We start from the raw sequence: 24034 nt of genomic DNA on the forward strand, positions 1-24034 counted from the left end.
TTTTCTCTAAACCCCTGCCCAGTCAGTCTCTCAAGACTTTTCTGCACCACTAAGGTGATAATGACGTGGTGTTTCTTCCTGTAAGGGAATATAAGCTCTATAGTGCTTAAGACACGCATCCAGGAAACCTCTATTATCTCTATCAGGTTTCCTTGCTAAAAATGCCGATCTTAATTCTGCTTCGGTAACTTGCCTGATGGAGCTTTTGAATCTATGTTCATAGTTGTTCCAAGCGTCAAACTCAGAGTCCTCTACCTTGATATCCCAATCATTCTTAAAGTCTTTTCCGCACTCAAATCCAAATAAATAATACTCAACGAGTTGGTCTTTGCGAAAAACCTTGAACTCGTTATAAGAAGCATGAGAAGAATCGTAAAAGGTAATTGTGTCGGTATTCAAGAGCAACGCTAGCGCGAAAGCAATCGATTCCTCTCTACCTGAGAGGGGTAGAATTGTCCATTGGTGATTGAGATATCGCCAGAATGGAACAGCCCACAGTACTGGAGGTAGTGATTTATTAGGTCTTGATTTCCTAACTTGTCGTTGCCGCTCAACTTCTGCCCATGAAGTCTTATTTGCGTCAACATAGTCAGCAATTTTGCAATTGGATTGCACCTCAAGCACAAAATATTGTTGAACAATGGTGCTTACAGCTTCAACGGGTGCTTTAACAAGAATGCAGTTGTCTAGCGCATACTTGCCACAGCCAAGCTTTTGAGCAACGGAGCAATCCTCAACCATCGAAAAAATGTGATTCTAACCCGATATAACACTCTTACTACACCAACAACTCAAGTGTACGTCCTTACAGATAAATTCGAGCCGTATAACTATTGGTAGGCTGAAAGTTTCTGCCTAAGATCCCAGAGAAGGTGGATATACCGAAAGTTTCCGCATAACACCCTAATTTGGGTAGTATAGACAAAATCTTTCGATGATAATACGCCGATTTAGATAGATAGGCAGAATTGTTCTGCCTATTTTCAGATTCAGTCACAGCAAAAAAGTATAGTCCTTCTGCAAAAGGTGCTCGATCGCCCCCTCCCCAACTCTCTATCCCAAAAACACAAACAAACTTGTACGGGAAAGAGCTTGACGATCGCCCCTTCCTTCCTATATTCTTATCCGCTAAGGTTGCTTTCTCGTATTCCTGCGCCAGCAGCCTTAAGTCACCCAAAAACCTCTGGCGAGGTATGAAGTAGTGCCACCTACAACATACCTCTAACCTTACAGACCGTACAGGCAGTCCGTAGGGCTTAAGTTAGTGTAGCTTTCTGGTTACACTCCTTGGCGCTACTTGTTAATCGATCGTGAGTAGCCATGTTTTTGGGGTTCCTTCTCGTCTTACTTCTGTAAGCGAGATCTCTGCAAGCGAACCCAAAACAACAAGGAGTGATAGTTATGACCGGAGAATTCAATTTCTTCAACCATCCGGCGTTGCAGCCCGATGGTGAACCCAACCCAGAGCGAGAGCTAATTCGCGTAATTGTGTTCGGTTCACGGGATGCCGTGCGTGCCACGATTCACGAGTCGCATATCCGGGGATTTCGGACAATTGACACCTGGAGTCCGCTCTTGCCTACCCCTGACCCACTCAAGGTAATGGCGATCAGCACCCACTATCGCCCGACTAACGGCTAAGGGAAGGCGATCGATTGAATAGAGGTGGCGGAGAAATAAACCGAATTGAGCATTATACCTCCGCTACTTACCTAATTCCTATGGCAAAGCTGATTTTGAGTTCCTGTTCACAGGTTTTGCTTGAGCAAAATCTAGTTTTGCCTCAGCAAATGTTGATTTTGAGCTTTGATGTACAAATTTTGCTTGAGCAAAATCTGATTGCATGGAAGCTCCAATCGATTTTGAGAACGCCAAACTTGATTTTGAGCTGAGTTTTTCTAATTCAAACCAATAAACCGTGGAAATATTCAACGCTCTCTACGAACAGAATTAACACATCCACTGCGCCCACAGTCAGTTCCTCAGTTCCGACTGTGGCTTCGTTCTACCTCACACTAATATTTAACTAAGCCATCCTTGAACACCGATCGCCTCCATAATGAGTTCGACAGCCAGTGCAGCTAAAATCATGCCTGTAACACGCTCCAAGATTGCAGCACCATTGGTACCAATGACCCGTAAAATTGGCTCAGCCAGCAGCATCAATCCATAGGTAACGGCCATAATGCATACAACAGCACAAGCTGTGACTATTTGTGATGGAATCGAATAAATGTGATTGTCTGTTAGCAGAACCACAGCCATAATTGCTTCTGCTCCTGCAATAGACGGCACCGCTAGCGGAAAAACCGCAATATCGTAACCCTTTTCAGGGGTTGCTGGTTGTTCGTGCGAAAAATCAAAAATCATTTGCAAGGCAAACAAGAACAAGATCAAACCACCTGCAACTTGCAAAGAAATCAACCGAATTTGCATCGCTGACAGAATGACTTGGCCCACCACAATAGACCCTAATAAAATAATTGTGGAGTAGACAACAGCCTTAAGCGCAACTCTACGACGCTGCGTTTGAGAAAGATGCGCCGACAATGTGGCGAAAAGAACAACTGTTCCAATCGGTTCGATTGTCACCCATAGTGTCAACAGATCGTTCAGTGCTTTATCAATCATGGTTAAAGTCTACATGGTCTATATTTGATAGCTGCTGGAAAACCATGCACGCAGGGTAAAACGACAGGTTAGCAGCACTTCGCTTTCACCCCCCGATCGCCCCCTGCTGTCCATCGCTGCCAAGACTTTTCCACCTCCACCGACTGACTCAACCAGCAGTGCAAGACCTTTGTGTGGAGCCAGCCAAAGGCTAAAGTGAGCGGCGACAGATAACTTTGGCAATGTACCACAATCTTGAATCTGTCCGCTGCACTGCGTTATACCGTGCCTTCACCGATCGCCTCAAGCTACATCCACTTCAGAGGATGCCTGAGAAGTGTAATTTGCTACCCGAACCGCCCCCAATCCCCCAGAATTGTTGAGGATTGGGAGATGAATGCAGAACAAGAGAACTTATCTACTCCCTTCCCGCTCACCGACATTGGTTGGCAGCACCAAGAGAGCTTTTTTTACGGCGTAGCTGACTTTTTAAGCATCTTTTTGGGCAGAGGCACCCTTGTCCCTCCATAAGAATGATTCTCATTGACAAGAGCACAGAGCATCGGATAAGTTGCTGAGTACATCAAATGAGATACATTATCATTCTCAGAGGAAGGAACAGTGTCGAAACAGTGTCGAGTTGCCCCCGTTGTGCAGAGCCACACTGCCTCTGCTACACCAACCCAGGGGCGATTTTGGTCTTTCGCAACCAGTCTATTGACTTTATTTGTTCTGCTGCCGACTTTAGGCTGCGGCGCTCCCCAAGCTGCCTCTAGTTCTTCAGTTACCCCCACCGGGACAAGTTCTGAGACAGGTAGCCCTAGCGGCGATGATCCCCTACAGGTCGTTGCGGCTGAAAATTTTTGGGGCAGCCTTGCGGCTCAAGTCGGAGGCGACAAGGTAAAAGTTACCAGCCTCATTACTAGCCCCGATACCGACCCCCATGACTACGAGCCAAAGCCCACAGATGCCCGTCTCATGGCAAGCGCCCGCTATGTGATTCTGAATGGCGCGGGCTATGATCCCTGGGGACAAAAGCTGCTGGAGAGCAACCCGGTAGGCGATCGCAAAGCCTTAATCATTGGCGATCTGGTGGGCAAGAAAGAGGGCGACAACCCTCACCTCTGGTACAACCCCAACTACGTCATGCAGGTCATTGATCAAATCACAGCCGACTTCAAAGAGCTTGATCCCGCAGATGCCGCCTACTACGATCAGGAAAGGGCGGAGTTTATCGCAGTTGGACTCAAGGATTACTTAGGGACGATCGCCGCCATCAAGCAAAAGTACTCGGGCACACCAGTCGGCACCACCGAGAGCATTTTTGCTTACCTGGCTGAGCCGCTAGGATTGAAGCTGTTGACACCAGCCAAGTTCATGAATGCTGTTTCTGAAGGCGAAGAACCTACGGCGATCGATAAATCCGCCGTGGATCAGCAGTTGACTCAAAAGCAAATCAAAGTTTTGGTCTTTAACGCACAGAACGCGACGCCCGACACCGATGCGCTGACGCAAAAAGCAAAGACCGCAGGCATCCCGATCGTGCCTGTCACAGAAACACTAACCCCGGCAAACGCCAGCTTTCAGGAGTGGCAAACCGCTCAACTCAAGGCTTTAGAAGCGGCATTAGCCGAAGCCAAATAACCCACGCTGGTATTCATGTAATGATTTTTTATTGGGTGGGCTTAGCCCACCCAATAAAAAATCATTACATTTTGAGGACTACCCCCACACTTAACCAGGCGCAAAGCGCTGTAAGGAAAGCCATGACCCGCCCCACCGGGATTGACCCCATGCCATTGTCTGGAGATCAGTTCAGCCAGCGAGAAATCGTTATCCAGTTTGAGCAAGCTGCCGTGCGTCGGGGCGATCGCCTCATCTGGAGCCATCTCAACTTAAGCGTCAGTGCCGGGGAATTCATTGCTGTGTTAGGGCCTAACGGAGCTGGGAAATCGACGCTGCTCAAGGTATTGTTGGGCTTGCTGCCGTTGAACGAAGGTCGGCTCAGTCTATTAGGGAAACCTGCGCGGCGTGGCAATATCGCTATCAGCTATTTGCCGCAGCGGCGAACTTTTGCCGCCGATATGCCAGTGCGGGGGCGCGACCTAGTGCATCTTGGGATTGACGGCAATCAGTGGGGGCTGCCGTTACCCGGACTGAGGAAGCTCTGGGGAGGAGATGTTCGCGCTCGTGAAAATCGCCGACGGGTGCAGCAAGTGATTGAGCTAGTGGGAGCAACAGCCTATGCCGATCGCCCCATTGGTGAGCTATCGGGCGGCGAACAGCAAAGGTTACTAATTGCCCAAGCGTTAGTGACCCGTCCTCGGATCTTGCTGCTGGATGAGCCTTTGGACAGTCTAGATTTGCGCAATCAGCAGGGTGTATCGGCGCTAATTCGCCAAATTAGCCAAGACTACCAAGTGACAGTGCTGCTTGTCGCCCATGACGTCAACCCGATCTTGCCCTACCTCGATCGCGTGCTTTACCTAGCGCGGGGACAAACGGCAATCGGCACTCCGGAAGCCGTGATTACCTCCGAAACGCTGTCCTACCTTTACGACACGCCGATCGACGTATTGCGCACCAGAGACGGACGCATCATTGTTGCCGGACATCCGGAGGAGGTAACCTATCATGCTCATCACCACTAGCCTTCTGGCGGATGCCGGGGAGGTGCATTTCTCCTGGAATCCGATCGCCAATCTCCAAGAGCTGTTTGCCTTTCACTTCATGCAGAATGCCTTTCTTGCCGGGACAATGATTGCGATCGTTGCCGGGGCTATGGGCTACTTTATGGTGCTACGCGGACAAAGCTTTGCTGGACATACCCTGGCAAATGTCGGTTTTGCCGGAGCATCGGGCGCGGCGCTGCTGGGCGGATCGCCCGTCGTGGGCATGCTGCTATTTGGCATAGCGGCGGTGTTCGGCATCGACTGGCTGAGCGGACGAACGCAGAGGGCGAAAATCCCAGGTGGACAAGATGTGGCGATCGGCACCACTCAAACTTTTGCCCTAGGGCTGGGGCTGCTGTTTGTACAGCTTGGCACTTCCTATGCGGCAGGCATTTACGCGCTGCTGTTTGGGGCAGTGCTGGGCATCAGCGATCGCGACATAGCGGTCATTGCCCTCACCGCCGGGACAACGCTGACCGGGCTAATGGCGATCGCTCGTCCGCTGCTGTTTGCCTCGATCGATGCTGATGTGGCCGCAGCGCGGGGTGTCCCTGTGCGGCTTCTGAACCGCCTGTTTCTTATTTTGCTAGCGTTTGCCGTGGCTGAGGCGGTGCAGGTCGTCGGGGTGCTGCTGATTTTTGCGCTGTTGGTGACTCCGGCTGCCATTGCCGAACAGGTAACGGCTCGTCCGATCGCGGCAGTGGGGCTGTCTATGGGTTTGGCGATCGGATTCACCTGGGCAGGGCTGGCAGTTGCCTACTTCATTCCCTATCCTGTTGGCTTTTTCATCACGAGCTTTGCCTTTGCCACCTACGTGGCGGTGCGTCTGCGGCGAATTAGATGGCAACCGAGCGTCTAATGTTTATATCCCTCACCGTATCCTCGTCAGTGCTGTTAGACATCCCACCCTTTTCGCTAAACCTGATTCAAAATGTGCAGAATATGCTCAGCGTCGATTTCATGCAGAGCGCTTTTCTAGCGGGTACAGTGCTGGCGATCGTGGCGGGGTTGGTCGGTTACTTTGTGGTGCTACGTCACCTAGTTTTTGCGGTAGAGGCGCTGTCCCATGTCACCTTTACTGGAGCGCTGCTGGCGGCAGTTGTGGGGCAACAGCCGATCGTGGGGCTATTCGGAGTCACGGCGCTGGTGGCGCTGGCAATGGGGCTTTTGGGCAATCGCTCGGCGCGATCGCGAGATGTGGAAGTCGGTACGGTGCTGGCATGGGTGCTGGGGCTAGGGGTTCTATTTTTGAGCATGTACACTACAACATCCAGCGGTGCCAAGGGCAGCTTAGGTGTCAATATCCTGTTCGGCTCGATTTTAGGATTGCAGCCGCAGCAGGTACAGTGGATCACGATCGTGGGTACTTTAGCCATTGCAGCAATTTTGGCGATCGCCCGTCCTCTGCTCTTTGCCTCTGTTGATTCCGACGTGGCGGCAGTGCGCGGCATCCCCGTACGGGGACTTAATATCTTGTTCCTAGTTTTAGTGGCAATTAGCGTCGCTGCCGCCGTCCCTGCCGTAGGAGTCTTGCTCAACTCTGCCCTAATTGTGACTCCAGCCGCGATCGCCCAACGTTTAGTCTCGCGTCCTTTTATGGCGCTGCTGCTGTCTGCCGTCATTGCGCTGCTCTTTACCTGGGTAGGGCTAACCATCGGCTTTTATGCGCCTGTTCCCATTAGCTTTTTGATGAGTGCGATCGCTTTTCTTAGCTATGTATTAGTGGCTACTTTTTCTAGAAAAAATTAGCTCCGGTGATGCTTATTCTCATCCCAACAATAATGAGATTGGGCGAGAACGCCAATTCTATCGATCGAGGTTTTGATCCTGGAAAGAAACGGGATCTTCCAAAGGTTCTAAATGGGTCATGACATGGGTTCTAGGCAAGGCTTTGGCGATCGCCAATTCCACCTGATCGCAGAGGTCATGCCCTTTCTGCACTGTCCAGGAGCCAGGAGCCAGGACATGGATCGAGACAAAGCGACGAGAGCCAGCCGTACGGGTTCGTAAGGCATGGAACTGAATTCCCTGCTGCTCATACTCGCTCAAAAGCTGCTGGATTTTCTGTTGATCGGGTTGAGAAATCGATCGATCCAAAAGTTCTGATCCGGTTTGTAGCATCAGGCGAGCACCCGCCCAAATAATATTGGCTGCAACCAATAGAGCAATGATTGGGTCTAGCACCAGCCAGCCTGTGAGCTTCACGAGAAGAAGACCCACGACCACGCCTACCGAAGTCCAAACGTCAGTCAGCAGATGATGCCCATCGGCTTTGAGAGCGATCGAATTTAGCCGTTTTCCTGCTCTCAAAAGAATCCAGGCAACCCCGCCGTTAATCGCCGTTGCGACCAGAGAAAGCGCTAGCCCGACTCCAATCTGCTCTAAGGGCTGCGGATTGAGCAAGCGTGGCCATGCGGCAATGCCAATGCTAACGGCTGCGACCATAATCAGGGCGCTTTCTAACCCACTCGAAAAGTACTCTGCCTTAGAGTGCCCGAAGGGATGCTCTTCATCGGGCGGCTTTGCCGCGTAAGACAAAGCCCAAAATGCAAACACAGCCGCAACTAAGTTAATTCCTGACTCCATGGCGTCAGAGAGTAGCCCGACCGAGCCAGTGAGTCCGTAGGCTCCAGCTTTGAGGGCGATCGTCAGTAGGGCAGCAGCGATCGAGAGCAGCGTGTAGGAACGAGCGGACGGGGCAGTCTTCTTCATGGCAATTATGGCAGTAAGATCCTAACTCTGGTCTTGAAGCGCCTGGTCGAGCGTCCGTCTAGCTGACTCTGCCTGCTCTTTCGCCTGACGGAAGCGGAGATTAGACTGAGCGAAGGTCTTCAGCAGCTTAAACCCTTCTTTGAGACTCGCCACATCTGCCTCTGTAATGGGAGCATCCTCAAACAGAATATCGACGTGCTGACGGATTTTGATGGCTTCCTGCTTTAGCTCTTGGGTTTTCAGCTTTAGGCTAGCCAGATTGCTCAGAAGCTGAATGGCTTGGCTCACCTCATCCTCTTCAGGGCTAGGCTCAGCGCTGGGAGTAGACTTAACCTCAATAAACTGCTCAGCAGCAAAGCCATTCGGCAAGTTGGAAGGGAGCTGATCGTTATCCAGCATCTCCATGAGCTGATTCATTGCCTTTTCTCTAGCTTTTTTGGAGTCTTTGCCCTCGATCGCGATAATGACTTCAGGATGCTCTGCCAGGGTGTATTGAACCATTGTGTCCTTCTCAATTTAGCGATTTACTTAATTTAGCGATCTATAACAAGTACATTCGCACTATTTTAGACTAAACTCAAGGCTTCCCTACTTTCGTCGCCCTACCATCTTCAGCTTCACGCTCGCTGGGGCAAGCGTCACTCCTCGGCGCTGGGGGCGTACCGATCGCGGTTCTGCCAACGCCAGCTCATAACGTGACAAGATAACCGCTAGGGCAAGCTTCATTTCAAACAGCGCCAATGCCTCCCCAATGCAGCGCCTTGCGCCCCCGCCAAATGCCATAAACTCATAGCCTGAGAATTTCTTTTCTAGAAATCGCTGTGGCTGAAACTGCTTGGGGTTGGGGTAAAGATCGGGTCGCTGATGCACCAGATAGATACAGCCCACCAAAATCGTGCCCGGTTCCAGGCTGTAGCCCAGCAGCTCCATCGGCTGCTGCACCTGACGGGGAAACGTGAGCATGGCGATCGGGTAAATTCGCAGGGTTTCTTGGCAAACGGCGCTGAGATAGGGCAAACGGGCGATCGCCATCGGGTCGTTTGCTATCGTGTCAGCCAAATCACCGTTCAGCGAATCTAGCTCTGCCAGCAGCTTTGTCCGCACCTCTGGCAGGTGGTGAATCCAATAGAGCGCCCAAGCCATAGCCGTTGCCGTCGTTTCATGACCTGCAATGAGCAAAGACACTAGCTCGTCCCGCAGCTCTTGATCGGTCATGGGCTGACCCGCTTCATCCTTTGCCGTCATTAGCATTGAGAGAATGTCGGTACGGCTAGCATCTGGGTAGGCACGGCGATCGGCAATTTCGGCATACAGCAGGTCATCCAGCCTCTGCCGCTGCTGCAAAAACTTACCCCAAGGACTCCAAGTGCCCCAGTCTTGCTGAAGAGAGGGGAAAAATAGGAAGCCAGAAGCAAGCGGCGAACTAAAGGTATCCGCCATTGCACCCGTCAGATGTTGCAACTGGTCGTAGCTCTTTCCTTGCTGCACCCCAAAGACCGCCTGCAACATCACCTGTAGCGAAATAGACTGGGTTGCCGATCGCGCCTGAAAGACTTGATTGGCAGGGATTTGAGACATTGCCTGCTCCGACAGGTCGGCAATCAGCTGTCCGTAGGTGCGCATTCGATCGCCGTGAAAGGGCGGCATCAGCAACTGTCGCTGACGACGATGGCGATCGCCGCTCAGCAGAAAAATTGAGGTGTCGCCCACTAGAGGCGTCAAAATTTTGTTAATCTCACCTGGCGCGGTGAACTCCTTGCGATCGTTCGTCAATATGTATTGAATTGCCTGGGGATCGTTGACAAATATCAGCCTGTTGCCAAACCCGACGATTTGAGCCGCAAAAATGTCTGGAAGCTCCTGCACAGCGCTTTCCATATAACCAACCGGATTCAGAATCCACTGAAACTGCTGCAAGAGCGCAGGCGTTTTAAGTCCGCTGACTTGTTTCATAGGGGTGATGATGATCGCGTGGGATTCGCTTAGCTAAAACTCGCTTAGCCAAAATAATGGTATCCCCCTTTTGGGGATATCCATAGTCCAGACAGGTTTTGATCATTTTTGACCGTGGAAGCTGTGCAAACCATCACGCGAATGCCTGCTCACTAGCCTGTACTGTTATGGCTGTATTCAGAGCGGTTAAGACAGGGACATTCTTGAGGGCGCGCTCAAAAATGTCTCAAGCCCGATGATTACGGCTATATCCACATCACTGACTATATTTAGTGCTTTGCCCTTAAACCCTCGTCAAACCTGAACTTTGCTGCCGCACAACCATGATCATTCTGCACTATCTCGTCATTGCCTTGACCTACGTTGGCTTAGGGCTTGGGTACTTGCCGGGGCTACACATGAATCGAGCGACGATCGCCCTTGTGGGATCGTCGCTGCTGATGGCGTTGGGTGTGCTAGATCTCAAGACCGCCTGGGGAGCGATCGACTACAAAACCCTAGTTTTTTTGTTTGGCATGATGGTGATTAGCGCCAATCTAGCGACGGCTGGATTCTTTCAGCTATCGCTAGATTACCTAATGCGCTACGTCCGCAGTCCTTTTGGGTTAATGGTAGTGCTGACAGGGGGGAGCGGCGCGCTGTCCGCATTATTCCTGAATGACACGATCGCCCTGATCCTAACGCCGCTAGTCTTGGGCTTAACGGTTTCCCTCAAGCTCAACCCGATTCCGTATCTGCTGGCGCTGGCAGGTGCAACCAATATTGGCTCAGTCGCGACTCTCAGCGGCAATCCGCAGAATATTTTGATTGGCTCGTTTTCGGGCATTAGCTATCTCGATTTTGCCAAAGCCCTGACTCCTTTGGCGATCGCAGGTTTGATTGTTCAAATCGGCTGGCTGTGGTGGCTGTATCCAGAAGTGCGATCGCTTCAACCCACGCTAAAACCTGAACATTTGCGCTACCGAGTGTTTAAGCCCCTGCTAACCAAAAGCTTGCTGATTACAGTCGGGTTACTGGCTGCCTTTTTAGCTGGCATTCCTATAGCCGAAGCGACCTTCATTGCCGCAGGATTGCTGCTCTTGACGCGACGTGTCAAACCAAAACGGATTTTGCATCAAGTCGATTGGGATTTGCTGCTGATGTTTTCTGGGCTGTTCATTCTGACGGAAGGGGTGCAAAAACTCGGTCTGCTCAATGGCTTTGCTCAGTTTGTGCATGACCCATTAAGCATTCTAGGGGTGACGGCGCTGTTGTCTAATTTGGTGTCCAATGTACCTGCTGTGCTGTTGTTGCATCATCTAATTCCGCACCCTGATACGCGCACCTGGCTTCTACTAGCCGCCGGATCGACACTTGCAGGAAACCTAACGCTGCTCGGCTCAGTAGCAAATCTGATTGTGGCAGAGGCAGTGGCAAAACAGGGATATCGCCTGACGTTTTGGGAGCATCTGCGCTTTGGGGTGCCGCTGACCGCCCTAACTTTAGGGCTGACTTACTTCTGGATTATGAGTTAGGCTTTCTGGGCAATTGCCTGAATGGGGGCATTTCCGTTGGAGAATTCTCAGGCTTGCCCTTCCAATTGATTCAGATGGATGGCATTACGTAATTGAGTTAGGACGAGTTATTTTTTGAGCGCGGCTCTCAAAAAATAACTCATTAGATCTGAGCGCGTAGCGCTATGTAAGCGCTATATGGCTGTCTAGAAAGATGCAGCACTTCAAAATATATTGGGTTTTACGATCGCGGAGCATTATTTTGGGAGATGATCTGTAGAGCTATCCTCTAATCCGCATTTTGAATTTCATTCAGCCCTCTGTTCGTCTAGGTCTCCAACTCTGTGGCGGTTTGCTGCTGCTTCCGGTGGGCTTGCTGCCCGCAAAAGCTCAGCCTTTTTGTCCAGCTCAGCTGGATCAGGCGATCGCCCCCATCATTAACGCTCCCCAATTTCGCCGTGCCCACTGGGGAATTTTGGTACAGACGGGCAACAACCAGACGCTTTATTCTCAAAATGCAGAAGAATTTTTCACTCCTGCATCCAATGCTAAGCTGCTCACGACCGCCGCAGTGCTGACACGACTCGGTTCGCAGTTTCGGATACGGACTTCTGTGTACCAGATGGGTCATGCAACTTTAAATATTTTGCGTGTCGTAGGGCGGGGCGACCCTAGCCTGACCGATTTGCAATTGCAGGATCTGGCTCAGCAGATCCGCGATCGCGGTATCACTCAGATCGATCGGCTAGTGCTAGATGATCAATATTTTCGCGGTGATGCCATCAATCCAACCTGGGAGTGGGAAGATATCCAGGCGGGCTATGGGGCTGTGGCAAACAGCCTGATTATTAACCAGAATGCGATCGGTTTAACGCTGGTACCGCAAAGATTGGGAGAACCCTTGCAGGTTGTCTGGGATGAGCCAAGCATGGAGCGGCATTGGCAAATTAATAACCGCTCAAAGACGGTAGCCATCGATCAACCAGAATTTTTGCAGGTGGGACGTACCTCTGATCCGCCGACTCTGAAAGTTGAAGGGCAGTTGCGGGTTGGGTCTGCCGTAGAGCCGATCGCCATTTCAGTGCCTCAGCCCACCGCATATTTCGCCGATCGCTTTCAGCAAGCCCTGGATGCAGCCGGAATTCAGGTGAAGCAAATTCAAACTCTCGACAGTTCTGATGCTCAAGCTATTCAGTCCGTACGGCTTACTCAAGCGATCGAGATAGCCGCAGTCGAATCTGCACCGCTGGCGGAGCTGTTGATAGAAGCTAATCAAGAGAGCAATAATCTTTATGCAGAGGCAGCCTTACGGCTTCTCGGCGCCAATCAGATGTCCCAGAGTAGCTCCAGTCTGGAGGCAGGCTTAGATGAAGTGGAAGCTGCTCTAACCCAGATCGGAGTCAATCCAGAAAACTATCGGCTGTCAGATGGTTCAGGTTTATCTCGTCGAAACCTGGTTAGTCCAACCGCCCTAGTCGAAACGCTGCAGACAATGCAGCGATCGCCCTACGCCTCAAATTATCAAAACAGCTTAGCTGTTGCCGGAGTCAGCGGCACTTTGCGCAATCGCTTCCAAGGCACCTCAGTGCAGGGACGGCTCCAAGGCAAGACAGGATTCTTGAGTGGTGCTGCCGCTTTGTCAGGATACCTACAGCCACCTCACTACCCGCTCGTAACGTTCAGCATCATGGTCAACCAGTTTGATCTGCCGATTGGGGAGGTTCAGGAAGCGATCGATAGGATTGTAGAGACTTTACAAAGCCTACAGCCCTGCTGAGCTGACCGTTGAATGTGCAAATTGGTTGCAAGAACCTAGACTCGATCGAAGCTAGACCAAAGCAGGACGAGCTTCCGATGGCTTAATTTGGAACTTCACCAAGTTAGCCAGCTCTTGGAGCTGATTGATGGCTTCTGCACCCTCTAGCTTCATGAGTTCGCGATCGTCTCTCATCTCTGTCCAGGTGATTCCATAGTCAGATACCAAGAAGCGAATCAGATGATTCTCCCCCAAGCTGACCATAAACGATGCGCTATTCATTTGCCCCCCGCAGGTGTAGCAAGAAGCTAGATACCCTCTGGCTTCCAACACAGTTGCCAACGCCTGAAGATTCATAACTAGATCTTGAACGAATCTACGATGCTGCTCTGCAAGTCTGAGAAACATACTTAATCTCCTCTGCCACAGTTAACACAATTCTAGAACATTTTATAATTTCTTAAACATTTGAATTTAAAGTAAAACGCTTTTCGACCGAGCCACAAAAGCATCCGTGAGCGACCTAGCGCAATTGGTATCCTAGTCTTACAACTTTTCCATAACAAACACGTAACGAGCTAAAGAGGACGAACTGTCCCGCAAACCTAAAGTAGCGAACTACCCAGTGAGATGCGGTATAAGCTGCGACACAAGAGTCGGCAGAACATCAAACGAAGGAGGTGAATCGGATCTGTAGCTAATGAGCAGCGCTAATTTTACAGCCCTCAGACTAAGGTTAACCTATTGCTCCAGACTCTGCCCAGGGTCTTCAGCCTTTCAATACACATTTTTAATATATTGCTACAGTCCTGTTACAAAAATTAAACTATTGCAGATGTGTGGAAGAGGCGATCGCGGTCTAATTAATCTTCCACCAGCCCAGCCCAGGTCCAATGAGGCGCACAACCACCCAGTAAGCAACGAGTACCCCAATTCCAATCCAGGCTCCACGGGTACTCCAATTGACAAACTGCTCTGCCTGACTTTTTTTGATCGGCAGCCATGGATAAACGTTTCCTTCTTGGCCGTACTTCTCGCCTAGCGAGTCTTTGCGCCGCTTCGAGTCTCCCATAATTCACCAGCCGTAAGCTTAATTGTAGGAACATCATCATACCGTCTTCTCACTTCCCTCTGCCGCAGCGGTTAAATAACTACACTTCAGAAATTCTCATTTTGCAACAAAGCCCGAAAAAAGCTCGCCTGCGGCGAGCTTTTTTCGGGCTTTGTTGGGGGAGTTCGTGCCCGCAGGGCACGAACTCCCCCAGCTGACCACACTTTGAGACTATTCAAAGGTGATAGAATGCACAACAAGCTAGGGGTGCCTGAATAATTCAGGCTGAGATTACACCCTCGGAACCTGAGTCTGGTTAGTACCAGCGGAGGGAAGCGTTGAATTTCGATCGCCATCATCCGAAGCCACAGCTCGATCGCTGATGGCATCTCAAAATTACCCTAGCCAGACACACTCTATAAGAATGGGCTAGATCACTATGTCTATAGGTCTATCTACAGGAGCGATCGCGCTGCTAGTTACGTTAGTGACAACAGGTTTATTTGCGCTGCTAGGGTTGCTGAACGCCAGTCAGAAGACGATGAACATTGAAGACTTCATGGTCAGTCGCAATCGGTTTGGGGCTGGCATGGCGCTGGCGACGATCGTGGCATCGGCAATGGGAGTCTGGATTTTGTTTAGTCCACCCCAGGTTGGCGCTACGAGCGGTATAGCTGGAATTTTAGGCTACTGTATTGGGTCGGCAATGCCGCTGATTGTATTCACCCAAGTAGGGCCTCGCATCCGCTACCTGATGCCAAACGGACATTCGCTGAATGAATTTGTTTTGTACCGTTTCGGCAATGCTATGTATTTACTGACTTTGGGCATTGTTGTGTTCTATATGTTTGTTTATCTGGCGGCTGAGCTGACGGCGATCGCTAAAGCCGTGCAAATTCTGGCGGATGTGCCTCTAGGCTGGACGGCGTTAGTTGTCATTACTGCCACCTTCATATACACAACATACGGCGGGCTAGGAGCGACTATTTTTACCGATGCTATTCAGTTTGCCGTCATGCTGCCCCTGCTGCTCATTAGCTTTTGGGTGGCGCTAACGGCATTGGGCGGCTGGGAAAACGCGCTTGCGCCAGTTCAGCTCAAAGCGCCAGAGCTACTGAATTTAGGCTATGTAGACGGCATTAAATTTGGGGCAACACTAATGATCGCGATCGTGGCAGCAGAAATGTTTAACCAAAGCAACTGGCAGCGCGTTTATGCCTGTCGAAATGATAAGACCGTGCAGCAAGCTTTTTTGGGAGGCGCTTTAGCGGTTCTACCTATTATTCTCATTTCAGGCGGATTGGGATTGCTGGCAATGCGTTTCGGATTTAATGACGATCGCGCTTTCTTTTCTCTGCTTCAGCAACTTTCATTACCGCTTTGGGTAACGATTTTGGTTTTGGTTCTGGCGCTTGCCTTAGTTATGAGTACCCTCTCTGCTCTACTCAACGGTATTGCTAGCGTGTTCACAATTGATCTGATGCGATTGTTTCCGCAAATGCAGTCAGCAGGTTTGCTACGTACATCGCGGATTCTCACGGTAGCGATCGGTATTCCCACTATTTTGATTGCCGCGCAGGGCTACGATGTTCTCTATTTGTTTCTATTAGCCGATCTGGTTTGTGCGGGAGCTTTTTTCCCGGTGTTGTACGGGTTCTATTCCCATCGTTTGACCGGAGCTATCGCCCTGTTGAGCGCTTTGTTAGGCATTGCAGCAGGCGCGCTTTTCTTTCCCAAGCCTGACTTTAGTCCCTGGCTCAATATTCCCTTCGGCGGTGATCTCTTGATGAGCTTTGCAGCGGCTCTGATCGTATCGGCATTGGTGACGATCGCCTTTAGTCTATTCAGCAAAAGCTCGTTTGACTTCCAAAATCTGCGAGTACAGAGTCGCTCTTATGTGGAATCAGAAAAGGCGATCGGCATAAGGGAATAGGTCAATAGATACAAATATTTTTTGACCGACCCTAGCGCAAAGTGATTTAACCATGATACGCTTGCGAACAAGCTAGGGGTGCCTGAGAAATCAGGCTGAGATTACACCCTTAGAACCTGAGTCCGGTTAGCACCGGCGGAGGAAAGCTGTTTATATCAAGGAATTAAATATGAGAACGCACTGGGTTGCTCAACGACACGGACAGGCTAACGTGTCCCAAATGCACTATGCTCGTCAGGGTATAGTGACCGAGGAAATGAGCCATGTTGCACAGCGCGAGAACCTGCCTGTGGAACTGATTCGAGATGAGGTTGCGCGGGGTCGGATGATTATTCCGGCGAATATTAATCACACAAACCTAGAGCCAATGGCGATCGGTATTGCCTCCAAGTGCAAGGTGAATGCCAACATTGGTGCGTCACCGAATTCGTCAAATATGGACGAAGAGTTGGATAAGCTAAGGTTGGCGGTGAAATACGGAGCCGATACCGTCATGGATCTGTCCACAGGCGGTGGCAATTTGGATGCTATTCGCACCGCAATTATTCAAGCTTCACCCGTGCCAATCGGTACCGTGCCGATTTATCAGGCTTTAGAAAGCGTACACGGCAGCGTTGAGAGCCTGACCGCCGAAGATTTCTTGCAGGTGATCGAAAAACACGCGCAGCAGGGCGTAGATTATATGACGATTCATGCGGGCATCTTGATTGAACATTTGCCCCTCGTCAAAGGTCGGCTGACTGGAATTGTGTCTAGAGGCGGCGGCATTTTGGCACGATGGATGCTGCATCATCACAAGCAAAACCCCCTCTATACGCACTTTCAAGACATTATCGAGATTTTCAAGCGCTACGATGTCTCCTTTAGCCTAGGCGACTCCTTGCGTCCGGGCTGTCAGCATGATGCCTCAGATGCAGCACAGCTGGCAGAACTCAAGACTCTAGGGCAACTTACTCGCAAAGCCTGGGAGCAGAATGTGCAGGTGATGGTGGAAGGCCCTGGGCATGTGCCGATGGATCAGATTGAATTCAATGTGCGCAAGCAAATGGAGGAATGCTCTGAGGCTCCCTTCTATGTTTTGGGGCCATTGGTGACAGACATTGCGCCGGGATATGACCACATTACTTCGGCGATCGGTGCAGCGATGGCGGGCTGGTACGGCACGGCAATGCTGTGTTACGTCACGCCCAAGGAGCATTTGGGCTTACCCAATGCCGAAGATGTGCGTAATGGCCTGATCGCCTACAAAATTGCGGCTCACGCGGCAGACATTGCCCGTCATCGACCAGGAGCACGCGATCGCGATGATGAACTCTCCCGCGCCCGCTATAACTTTGACTGGAACCGCCAGTTTGATCTGTCACTTGATCCCGATCGCGCCCGTGAGTATCACGATGAAACCTTGCCCGCAGACATCTACAAAACCGCTGAGTTTTGCTCAATGTGCGGACCTAAGTTTTGTCCAATGCAGACAAAGGTGGATATGGAGGCGTTGACGGAACTAGAGAAGTTTTTAGCGAAAGAGTCGGTGTTGGGATAACCCTGATTCTGGGTCGCGCGGGCAATGTCCACGCGATCGGAGATTCTGAGCCGATCGCTATTGTGTCTCCAACAGGCATTCCAAAGTCTGCACAAAGTCAAAGAGATGATGCGCCATTTCAAGTTTGCTGCACGGGTCGATCGCCTTCTTTCTGCCCGTGCAGTCTAGAAAAATTGCCTGATTTTGCTCGCTGCCAAAGCCGCTGTTAGGCTGATCGATGGGGTTGGCAACGATCGCATCCAAACATTTGCTCCGCAGTTTCTCTAGGGCTGGAGCCAGGATATCGCCCGTCTGAGCTGCAAAGCCAATCAATCGCTGGTGGGGCTGTTTGGATTGACCTAACGCTGCCACGATATCGGGGACAGGCGACAGAGGAAGAGAGGAGGGGAGGGATCGCTTGGGCAGTTTTTCAGGATGAAATTCGGCTGGCGCGACGTCCGCCACAGCCGCCGCCATGACTAGCCAGTCGGCAGAGGCAAAGTGTTCTGCCAGCGCTTGATGCATCTCAGCAGCAGTAACAATCGGTACAAGCTGTATGCCCTTGAGCTGGGTCAGTAAACTCGGCTCCATGGGAGCATGAACTAAGGTGACAATCGCCCCTCTGTGCTGGGCTGCTTGTGCCAGCGCCACACCCATTTTTCCAGTCGCTGGATTGCCGATAAACCTTACCGGATCAAGATGTTCGCGGCTTCCGCCTGTGCTAATCAACAGATGTTTGCCCTCTAGATCGCGCTTGCCGCCCGTATGCAGAAGCGATCGCACTTGCGCCAGAATTTCCACAGGCTCCGCCATCCGTCCTGAGCCAACGCGATCGCAAGCCAAAATTCCTTCTCCCGGCTCTAGGAAGTGATAGCGGCGATCGCTCAAAACCATCTGCCAATTGCGTTGCACCACCCATTGCTGCCACATATCCGTATTCATTGCCGGAGCCAGCAGCAGAGGACAGGTGGAAGCCAGCACAGTGTTTGTCAACAAATTATCGGCAATTCCATACGCCAGCTTTGCCAGAGTATTCGCCGTGAGCGGTGCAATCAGAAACACTTCTGCCCACTCGCCCAATTCGATATGGAGAGGGCGATCGTGGGGCTGCCAAAAGTCTCGATCGCGGTAAGCAGCATGGCGGCTGAGGGTGGCGATCGTCAGCGGCGTGATAAACTCCTCCGCGCCCTGGGTGAGAATAGCACGAACTTCTGCCCCCGCTTTCGCTAGCGTAGACACCACCTCACAGACTTTGTAGGCAGCAATACCGCCTGTAATGCCGATTAAAATCCGCCGACCTTTCAGCACGATAGATTCCTAGAGTGTGATTCAAAAAATAAACAAGGTTTAGAATTATGACTACTAAGAAGATGATTGCGACTTCAGAAAACTATAGCCGTGATCAAACCGTGGAATCATCCTACAGTTGAATCGGTTAAGTTCGTCAACAATATCAGGACTGTCAAAGTCTTTAACGTTTCGATTCAAAAAACATGATTGCCGTGGTTGATAACGTCGCAGGTGGTTAAGAACTGATGTATAAACGAGGGCATCTTGTGGCGTTAAATCGTAAATAGCTTCACAAGATGCTGCCTCAATCAAAATGTCTGTAGTAAGGGCAACGATTTCTCCAATCTTGAGCAATCGCTCACGATATTGAATAAAGCGATATTGTTCTTCCTCATTGCTTTGTACCATCAAGCTAGCGACATCTTGAATACTTCTAATACGATTTGTATAGGAAGCTGTACGTGAAAGCTGTCGTAATTCGATATTTAGCGACTGTTGCAGTTCTCGGCGACTCTTGGCTTGACGACTCAGCTTTTCGTGAGGCTCAGCAAGACTGTAGGCGGGAATAATTAACTTTGCCTGTCCTACTTCGCAAAGTTGCAGGATTTGTTCGCAACTTGCACATTGCTCTTGTTCGAAGGTTAACTCCAAAACAAAATTTGTTTCGACATAAATATTCAAGCAACTGCCTCATGCTCAAATTTTCCTCCCGCTAGAGCAGCATATAGCCCTGACTTAATCAGCCAATGCTGAGAATCATTTAAGGTTTCAAAAGACTTTTTAGAATAAATAATTTCTCCGAGCCAGGATTCAACAATGAGTACAAGGCTTTGCCCACTGATTCGATCACCCCTTACCCCTGCCTGTTCAAAGTAAGGTTGAAGAATAGGGCGGGCATCAATAATGTAGTCAGGTTCACTCTGATCCAGATGAATTTCGGCACCAGCCCATAAATAAAATTTATCTGGAAAAACCATCAGCAAGTACGGAGCTTTTGGAAAAGTACCATGTGCAAGAATGTTGCGCCGTAGCCGTGCAGCCCACTCTGGCGACACATTGGTTTTGCCCTTAACTTCAATAACTAGAGCAAGTTGACCGTTGCGATCGCGAACTGACAAATCCCATTGAGCATCCATACGGACTCACTCTAAAAACCAACGACCCTATCATTCTGACGCGAAACAGCGTGAATGAGCAGATGTGTAACGATCCTCTACTCATTGATCTCTAGCTATTTCTATGTAGACTGATGAATTTATGGCAGTGCCGAATTTACTACGAAACCGTATTTGACCCGCCGATCGCTTCTGATGAGAACACTGATTTCTGATTGAGTTTGGCGCTCCGCAAAGCATGGGGATGAGAAGGAATAATTTCGGCACCTTGGCGGGCAAAAGCGCTGTGGGGCAAAACTCGCCGCACTTCTTCAACGGTAGTGAGTCCCTGAGTGATTTTGGCGATCGCTGCCACCAAAAATGAGTCGTACTGAATCTCATGCAGATAGCGCCGCAATTGCGTCACGGTGCCTTCGTAGATGATCTCGCGTACGCGATCGTCAATATTTAGCAGCTCAATTACCGCCTCTCTGCCGGAATAGCCTGACTTAAAGCAGTGGGGACAGCCTTTGCCCTTGCGCCAGCCTTGCAGGTTTGCGTCTTCGCGCTTCAAACCCAGCAGCTTGAGATCGGCGGCAGTAGGAACGTAGGGTTCGGCGCAGTGGGTGCAGACTTTGCGGACAAGACGCTGAGCGACAATTCCCAGCAGGGCATCGCTAACCAGACCCGGATCGGGTCCAATATCTTTGAGGCGAGGAATAACGCCGATCGCATCATTTGTGTGCAGCGTTGTTAGCACTAGATGTCCGGTAAGCGCTGCTCGCACCGCCGTTTCTGCCGTCTCGTTATCGCGAATTTCACCCACCATAATAATGTCAGGGTCTTGACGGAGAATCGCCCGCAGTCCGGCAGCAAAGGTCATGCCTGCCAATTCATGCACCTGAGTCTGAGTAATCCCTGGCAGCACATATTCCACCGGATCTTCGACGGTGACAATGTTGACGGCATCCGTGGCGATCGTCTGCAAACTCGTATAGAGCGTACTGGTTTTGCCCGACCCGGTGGGGCCTGTGAAGATAATCATGCCCTGGGGTTCGCGCAGCCAGCCTTCGTAGATTTCGCGGGTGCGATCGGAGAAGCCCAAATCCTGCACGGTGCTGAAGGTGTTTTGCTGGCGTAGCAGACGCAGCACGGCTTTTTCTCCAGCTTCGCCCTTGTGAGCCGCGATGCAGGGAATCATGCTGACCCGCATATCTAGACCCTGCTCAGCCTGATCGGTCATGTAGCGTTCGCTGATTCTGCCGTCTTGGGGACGGCGGCTCTCAGCAATATCCATATCGCACATAACTTTGAGCGAGACAATGACTCGACGGCTAATCTCAGGGGGCAACGTGGTGACGTGGCGCAAGATGCCGTCAATTCGGAAGCGCACCCGCAGTCCGTCTGGGGCAGGGGCTAGGTGAATATCGCTAGCGCGGTTCCGCAAGGCGCTGGAGATGAGTGCCTTGATGCGCTCCGTTTGGTTATCGACCTGGGACAGATACAGCTCTGCCATTTCGGTGATGTCTTCCTGCTCCAGTTCCCCCGTGAGCGGATTGACATGGACTGAAGAGCTGAGGCGCTTGGTGTCCAAACTTTGCAGCCGCACCCACTGGCGATAGCTTTTTTCGACGATCGTAATTACCCGAATGTCGGTACGCAACTGAGCGCTAAGCTGCTGCACGATGGCATCTGGCAATACCACTGGGCTGCCTACGTAAAAACAGCTTTGCCAGAGCAGCAAGGGCATCACGGGGGGTAGGACATGGCGATCGCCCAACATGCGCCAAAATCGAGAGTTCACCTCGCGATCGAGCAGATCAAGCCGGACATTTCCTTCGACATCCACTAATAGATCAAGCGCCTGATCACAGCTAATCTGCTGCTGCTTGAGCTGTTGCCAAGCAGTGAATGGGATGGCTTGCATGGGGTTTTGTAGAAGATTAGGGAGTAGAAGGTCAAGGGATTTACTGAGCGGCCTGACAGGGACGACCTTGCTGATCGATCGCAACACAAGCCACGCCGTTATCGGTATTGGAATATCGGATCAGCTCTGGGGGTATCCTCTCACTGGTCTGCCTCACGACTATCCGCCGATTGGGCATATTGGCATTACTACCACATAAGCCGTTCAAATTGAGCGTAGCACCCTTGGAAGTCTGCATATAACAGACTAAACCATCATCTACAGGTTGCGCTGTAGGCTGTATCACTTGAGGTAAGATTTCGCCCAATGCAACGCTAGAAAATGCAGCGCCAGCAGAAAAAATTAGCACGCTTGACAAAACGATCGCCTTCATGTTCTTTAGCATCATTAACCTACATGGCATTACGTAATTGAGTTAGGACGAATTTTTTTTGAGAGCTGCGCTCCGCGCAGCTCTCAAAAAATAACTCATTGGATCTAAGCGCGTAGCGCTATAACTTGCATCAACGCTTTCGCCGAAATACCGCAGCCGATCAGCGTGATTCCCAAGGCACTGAGGGCAGGTAATGCTCTAATGGAATGGCTGGGTGTAGGAAGTTTCTGGAACAGATGCTTTGCGTAAACTAACGCTAAACCCAATCCTGTCAGAACGCCTGCTAATCCTAGGCTAAAGGTAAATACCATTAGCAATCCAAGACCAATATTGCCAAGGGCGATCGAACTTAACAGCAAGACTAAAGCTGCCGGACAGGGAACGAGTCCACCTGAGATACCCAACGCCAGTAAACTACGCCAAGTCACCGGGTCGCCGTCTATTTCAGGCAGATGAGAGTGATGTCCATGATTATGCTCGTGATCGTTTCCGTGACTGTGATTATGGCTGTGACTGTGATCATGCCCGTGGCTGTGATCATGCCCGTGGCTGTGATCGTGATGATCAGACTTGTAATGTTGATGTTCATCTAGAACATGATGAGTGTCAGCAAAATTCAGTTCACGAGGATGAGCATGAACTGGATTAGGAGAGAGATGAACACTGGCATAAGCCTGTGTATATGCCTGAGAGACTGAAGGCTGAGGAATATGGGTATGAGCCACCTTCACTCGATCGCCCACCTTCCTAATTCGTTCGCGGAATAAATTGATACCGATCGCTACCACCATCAGACCGGATATTAAACTCAGCCAGGGATAAATTTGTTCGGGCAGGATATACTGCGCAGCGAAAAGCGTCACCAATCCTAGCGCAAACACGCCGAGCGTATGGGTGATAGTCGTCGTCAAAGCCAGAAAAATCGCGTGCTGAGGCGTAGCTCTCGTGCCTACCAAATAGGCTCCAACCATGGTTTTGCCATGCCCCGGCGTGAGGGAATGCATGGCGCCCCAGACCAACGCCCCGGCGATCGCGACCCACAATCCGCCGTGCGCAAAGTCAGGGAGGCCAGGTGTGGCAGCATAGGTTTGTTGAGTGGGGGTGAAGATAAAGGTTTTGAGCTGTTTGCCTTGCAGAATGGTGGCAAGACAGCTTGAAGTCGAGACTCCTGGCAGAAAGAGGTTGTAGCGAATCTGAAGGGTCTGAATCGGCTGCACCCACGAGTAGGTGAGAAGCAAGGTGCTGTGGGTGTTAGGCGCAACTTTGCTGGAGAGCGGAATATTCGCTTGTTCCACAGGGCTTACCGCCACTGTGCCAGCTTCAGCTCCGTTCATAAACCGGATCTTTTCGCCAAAAAATGCTTGCAGTTCAGCCGCGTGGGTACGGACTTCGTCTGCCGATAACTGACCGCTCTTGTCGCTGTCCGCAAAGGGCACGAGTCCTGTCGGGAAGGTCAGCGTCATCTGGGCATCGGTGTTGTTTACCTTCACTTCAGCAGCGGCTAAATCTGCCCAATGTGCCTGACCAGGAGGCGCTGTAGCCATCCCAATTAGCAAAATGCACAAGAGCGAAAGAATGCCTAAAATGCCGTTTCTGCGGGTTGTCCTCAGACCTGCTTGGCAGATGTTCCTGGGAGACAATCGATTCATAA

25 protein-coding genes and 2 riboswitches are annotated in these 24034 nt (G+C 50.8%); of the genes, 10 read left to right on the forward strand and 15 right to left on the reverse strand.

Annotated features, from left to right (window positions below; genetic code table 11):
- Positions 1-30: 30 nt before the first annotated feature.
- A complete protein-coding gene (locus AC5JMP_RS05570; RefSeq protein WP_495850451.1) occupies positions 31-741 on the reverse strand; it encodes a hypothetical protein in 711 nt (236 codons plus the stop codon).
- A 660-nt stretch (positions 742-1401) separates the two neighbouring features.
- Between AC5JMP_RS05570 and AC5JMP_RS05575 the strand changes: the two genes are divergently transcribed.
- Complete coding sequence (locus AC5JMP_RS05575; RefSeq protein WP_495850452.1) at positions 1402-1641, forward strand: hypothetical protein; 240 nt, start codon at positions 1402-1404, stop codon at positions 1639-1641.
- Positions 1642-1719: 78 nt separating this feature from the next.
- Here AC5JMP_RS05575 and AC5JMP_RS05580 read toward each other — a convergent pair whose 3' ends face one another.
- The 3 genes from AC5JMP_RS05580 to AC5JMP_RS05590 form a co-directional block, all read right to left on the reverse strand.
- Positions 1720-1932, reverse strand: a complete 213-nt coding sequence (locus AC5JMP_RS05580; protein ID WP_495850453.1) for a hypothetical protein — start codon at positions 1930-1932, stop codon at positions 1720-1722.
- Positions 1933-2022: 90 nt separating this feature from the next.
- Positions 2023-2631, reverse strand: coding sequence for a MarC family protein (locus AC5JMP_RS05585; protein WP_495850454.1), 609 nt, complete (start codon positions 2629-2631; stop codon positions 2023-2025).
- Between the two features lie 18 nt (positions 2632-2649).
- Positions 2650-2853, reverse strand: a complete 204-nt coding sequence (locus AC5JMP_RS05590) for a hypothetical protein (RefSeq protein WP_495850455.1) — start codon at positions 2851-2853, stop codon at positions 2650-2652.
- A gap of 150 nt (positions 2854-3003) precedes the next feature.
- On the opposite strand from AC5JMP_RS05590, the gene AC5JMP_RS05595 reads away from it, so the two are divergent.
- The 5 genes from AC5JMP_RS05595 (at position 3004) to AC5JMP_RS05615 (ending at position 7031) form a co-directional block, all read left to right on the forward strand.
- A complete protein-coding gene (locus tag AC5JMP_RS05595; RefSeq protein WP_495850456.1) occupies positions 3004-3141 on the forward strand; it encodes a hypothetical protein in 138 nt (45 codons plus the stop codon).
- Between the two features lie 90 nt (positions 3142-3231).
- Positions 3232-4254 (forward strand): metal ABC transporter solute-binding protein, Zn/Mn family, encoded by a 1023-nt coding sequence (locus tag AC5JMP_RS05600; RefSeq protein ID WP_495850457.1) that lies wholly within the window; start codon positions 3232-3234, stop codon positions 4252-4254.
- A gap of 122 nt (positions 4255-4376) precedes the next feature.
- The gene (locus tag AC5JMP_RS05605; RefSeq protein ID WP_495850458.1) at positions 4377-5261 is read left to right on the forward strand and encodes a metal ABC transporter ATP-binding protein; all 885 of its coding nucleotides are present in this window, start codon (positions 4377-4379) and stop codon (positions 5259-5261) included.
- On the forward strand, positions 5245-6141 hold the full coding sequence (locus AC5JMP_RS05610; RefSeq protein ID WP_495850459.1) for a metal ABC transporter permease: 897 nt from the start codon (positions 5245-5247) through the stop codon (positions 6139-6141). Before AC5JMP_RS05605 ends, AC5JMP_RS05610 begins: the two co-directional genes overlap by 17 nt.
- The gene (locus AC5JMP_RS05615; RefSeq protein WP_495850460.1) at positions 6123-7031 is read left to right on the forward strand and encodes a metal ABC transporter permease; all 909 of its coding nucleotides are present in this window, start codon (positions 6123-6125) and stop codon (positions 7029-7031) included. Before AC5JMP_RS05610 ends, AC5JMP_RS05615 begins: the two co-directional genes overlap by 19 nt.
- A gap of 57 nt (positions 7032-7088) precedes the next feature.
- Here AC5JMP_RS05615 and AC5JMP_RS05620 read toward each other — a convergent pair whose 3' ends face one another.
- From AC5JMP_RS05620 to AC5JMP_RS05630, 3 genes are all read right to left on the reverse strand, one after another.
- The gene (locus tag AC5JMP_RS05620) at positions 7089-7994 is read right to left on the reverse strand and encodes a cation diffusion facilitator family transporter (protein ID WP_495850461.1); all 906 of its coding nucleotides are present in this window, start codon (positions 7992-7994) and stop codon (positions 7089-7091) included.
- Positions 7995-8015: 21 nt separating this feature from the next.
- Positions 8016-8495 carry a hypothetical protein gene (locus tag AC5JMP_RS05625; protein WP_495850462.1) on the reverse strand — a complete coding sequence of 160 codons (480 nt, stop codon included), beginning with the start codon at positions 8493-8495 and terminating at the stop codon, positions 8016-8018.
- Between the two features lie 87 nt (positions 8496-8582).
- Positions 8583-9947 (reverse strand): cytochrome P450, encoded by a 1365-nt coding sequence (locus AC5JMP_RS05630; RefSeq protein ID WP_495850463.1) that lies wholly within the window; start codon positions 9945-9947, stop codon positions 8583-8585.
- A 323-nt stretch (positions 9948-10270) separates the two neighbouring features.
- Here AC5JMP_RS05630 and AC5JMP_RS05635 point away from each other — a divergent pair, with 323 nt between their 5' ends.
- Together AC5JMP_RS05635 and dacB are read left to right on the forward strand one after the other, a co-directional pair.
- On the forward strand, positions 10271-11461 hold the full coding sequence (locus AC5JMP_RS05635; RefSeq protein WP_495850464.1) for an anion transporter: 1191 nt from the start codon (positions 10271-10273) through the stop codon (positions 11459-11461).
- A 280-nt stretch (positions 11462-11741) separates the two neighbouring features.
- Entirely contained in the window at positions 11742-13217 is a 1476-nt protein-coding gene (dacB, locus tag AC5JMP_RS05640) for a D-alanyl-D-alanine carboxypeptidase/D-alanyl-D-alanine endopeptidase (RefSeq protein WP_495850465.1), read from the forward strand.
- 51 nt (positions 13218-13268) lie between these two features.
- Here the strand turns inward: dacB and AC5JMP_RS05645 are convergent, their stop codons facing one another.
- A complete protein-coding gene (locus tag AC5JMP_RS05645; protein ID WP_495850466.1) occupies positions 13269-13604 on the reverse strand; it encodes a DUF1815 family protein in 336 nt (111 codons plus the stop codon).
- 451 nt (positions 13605-14055) lie between these two features.
- Positions 14056-14268, reverse strand: a complete 213-nt coding sequence (locus AC5JMP_RS05650; protein WP_495850467.1) for a DUF2839 domain-containing protein — start codon at positions 14266-14268, stop codon at positions 14056-14058.
- A gap of 232 nt (positions 14269-14500) precedes the next feature.
- Positions 14501-14598, forward strand: a riboswitch (TPP riboswitch).
- Positions 14599-14686: 88 nt separating this feature from the next.
- Here AC5JMP_RS05650 and AC5JMP_RS05655 point away from each other — a divergent pair.
- Together AC5JMP_RS05655 and thiC are read left to right on the forward strand one after the other, a co-directional pair.
- Entirely contained in the window at positions 14687-16180 is a 1494-nt protein-coding gene (locus AC5JMP_RS05655) for a sodium:solute symporter family transporter (RefSeq protein WP_495850468.1), read from the forward strand.
- Between the two features lie 64 nt (positions 16181-16244).
- Positions 16245-16341, forward strand: a riboswitch (TPP riboswitch).
- 8 nt (positions 16342-16349) lie between these two features.
- Positions 16350-17720 carry a phosphomethylpyrimidine synthase gene (thiC, locus tag AC5JMP_RS05660; RefSeq protein ID WP_495850469.1) on the forward strand — a complete coding sequence of 457 codons (1371 nt, stop codon included), beginning with the start codon at positions 16350-16352 and terminating at the stop codon, positions 17718-17720.
- Between the two features lie 57 nt (positions 17721-17777).
- Here thiC and coaBC read toward each other — a convergent pair whose 3' ends face one another.
- The 6 genes from coaBC to AC5JMP_RS05690 form a co-directional block, all read right to left on the reverse strand.
- A complete protein-coding gene (gene coaBC, locus AC5JMP_RS05665; protein ID WP_495850470.1) occupies positions 17778-19007 on the reverse strand; it encodes a bifunctional phosphopantothenoylcysteine decarboxylase/phosphopantothenate--cysteine ligase CoaBC in 1230 nt (409 codons plus the stop codon).
- 54 nt (positions 19008-19061) lie between these two features.
- Positions 19062-19670: a PIN domain-containing protein gene (locus AC5JMP_RS05670; RefSeq protein ID WP_495850471.1), complete on the reverse strand. Its 609-nt coding sequence runs from the start codon at positions 19668-19670 to the stop codon at positions 19062-19064.
- Positions 19667-20125, reverse strand: a complete 459-nt coding sequence (locus tag AC5JMP_RS05675; protein WP_495850472.1) for a hypothetical protein — start codon at positions 20123-20125, stop codon at positions 19667-19669. The genes AC5JMP_RS05670 and AC5JMP_RS05675 overlap by 4 nt, the downstream gene beginning before the upstream one ends.
- Before the next feature lie 139 nt (positions 20126-20264).
- Positions 20265-22010, reverse strand: a complete 1746-nt coding sequence (locus tag AC5JMP_RS05680; RefSeq protein ID WP_495850473.1) for a GspE/PulE family protein — start codon at positions 22008-22010, stop codon at positions 20265-20267.
- 40 nt (positions 22011-22050) lie between these two features.
- Positions 22051-22413 (reverse strand): hypothetical protein, encoded by a 363-nt coding sequence (locus AC5JMP_RS05685; RefSeq protein ID WP_495850474.1) that lies wholly within the window; start codon positions 22411-22413, stop codon positions 22051-22053.
- Positions 22414-22487: 74 nt separating this feature from the next.
- Positions 22488-24032 carry a nickel/cobalt transporter gene (locus AC5JMP_RS05690; RefSeq protein WP_495850475.1) on the reverse strand — a complete coding sequence of 515 codons (1545 nt, stop codon included), beginning with the start codon at positions 24030-24032 and terminating at the stop codon, positions 22488-22490.
- Positions 24033-24034: the final 2 nt, after the last annotated feature.

This window comes from Drouetiella sp. (assembly GCF_059504425.1).

Bases quoted from the DNA above. Each gene is read 5' to 3' on its own strand.
- AC5JMP_RS05645 (WP_495850466.1), bottom strand. From the start codon at position 13,604: ATGTTTCTCAGACTTGCAGAGCAGCATCGTAGATTCGTTCAAGATCTA.
- AC5JMP_RS05615 (WP_495850460.1), top strand. From the start codon at position 6,123: ATGGCAACCGAGCGTCTAATGTTTATATCCCTCACCGTATCCTCGTCA.
- AC5JMP_RS05575 (WP_495850452.1), top strand. From the start codon at position 1,402: ATGACCGGAGAATTCAATTTCTTCAACCATCCGGCGTTGCAGCCCGAT.
- AC5JMP_RS05675 (WP_495850472.1), bottom strand. From the start codon at position 20,125: ATGGATGCTCAATGGGATTTGTCAGTTCGCGATCGCAACGGTCAACTT.
- AC5JMP_RS05685 (WP_495850474.1), bottom strand. From the start codon at position 22,413: ATGCCATGTAGGTTAATGATGCTAAAGAACATGAAGGCGATCGTTTTG.
- AC5JMP_RS05605 (WP_495850458.1), top strand. From the start codon at position 4,377: ATGACCCGCCCCACCGGGATTGACCCCATGCCATTGTCTGGAGATCAG.
- AC5JMP_RS05630 (WP_495850463.1), bottom strand. From the start codon at position 9,947: ATGAAACAAGTCAGCGGACTTAAAACGCCTGCGCTCTTGCAGCAGTTT.
- AC5JMP_RS05680 (WP_495850473.1), bottom strand. From the start codon at position 22,010: ATGCAAGCCATCCCATTCACTGCTTGGCAACAGCTCAAGCAGCAGCAG.
- AC5JMP_RS05625 (WP_495850462.1), bottom strand. From the start codon at position 8,495: ATGGTTCAATACACCCTGGCAGAGCATCCTGAAGTCATTATCGCGATC.
- AC5JMP_RS05585 (WP_495850454.1), bottom strand. From the start codon at position 2,631: ATGATTGATAAAGCACTGAACGATCTGTTGACACTATGGGTGACAATC.
- AC5JMP_RS05570 (WP_495850451.1), bottom strand. From the start codon at position 741: ATGGTTGAGGATTGCTCCGTTGCTCAAAAGCTTGGCTGTGGCAAGTAT.
- AC5JMP_RS05690 (WP_495850475.1), bottom strand. From the start codon at position 24,032: ATGAATCGATTGTCTCCCAGGAACATCTGCCAAGCAGGTCTGAGGACA.
- AC5JMP_RS05635 (WP_495850464.1), top strand. From the start codon at position 10,271: ATGATCATTCTGCACTATCTCGTCATTGCCTTGACCTACGTTGGCTTA.
- AC5JMP_RS05655 (WP_495850468.1), top strand. From the start codon at position 14,687: ATGTCTATAGGTCTATCTACAGGAGCGATCGCGCTGCTAGTTACGTTA.
- AC5JMP_RS05595 (WP_495850456.1), top strand. From the start codon at position 3,004: ATGAATGCAGAACAAGAGAACTTATCTACTCCCTTCCCGCTCACCGAC.
- AC5JMP_RS05620 (WP_495850461.1), bottom strand. From the start codon at position 7,994: ATGAAGAAGACTGCCCCGTCCGCTCGTTCCTACACGCTGCTCTCGATC.
- AC5JMP_RS05650 (WP_495850467.1), bottom strand. From the start codon at position 14,268: ATGGGAGACTCGAAGCGGCGCAAAGACTCGCTAGGCGAGAAGTACGGC.
- AC5JMP_RS05610 (WP_495850459.1), top strand. From the start codon at position 5,245: ATGCTCATCACCACTAGCCTTCTGGCGGATGCCGGGGAGGTGCATTTC.
- thiC (WP_495850469.1), top strand. From the start codon at position 16,350: ATGAGAACGCACTGGGTTGCTCAACGACACGGACAGGCTAACGTGTCC.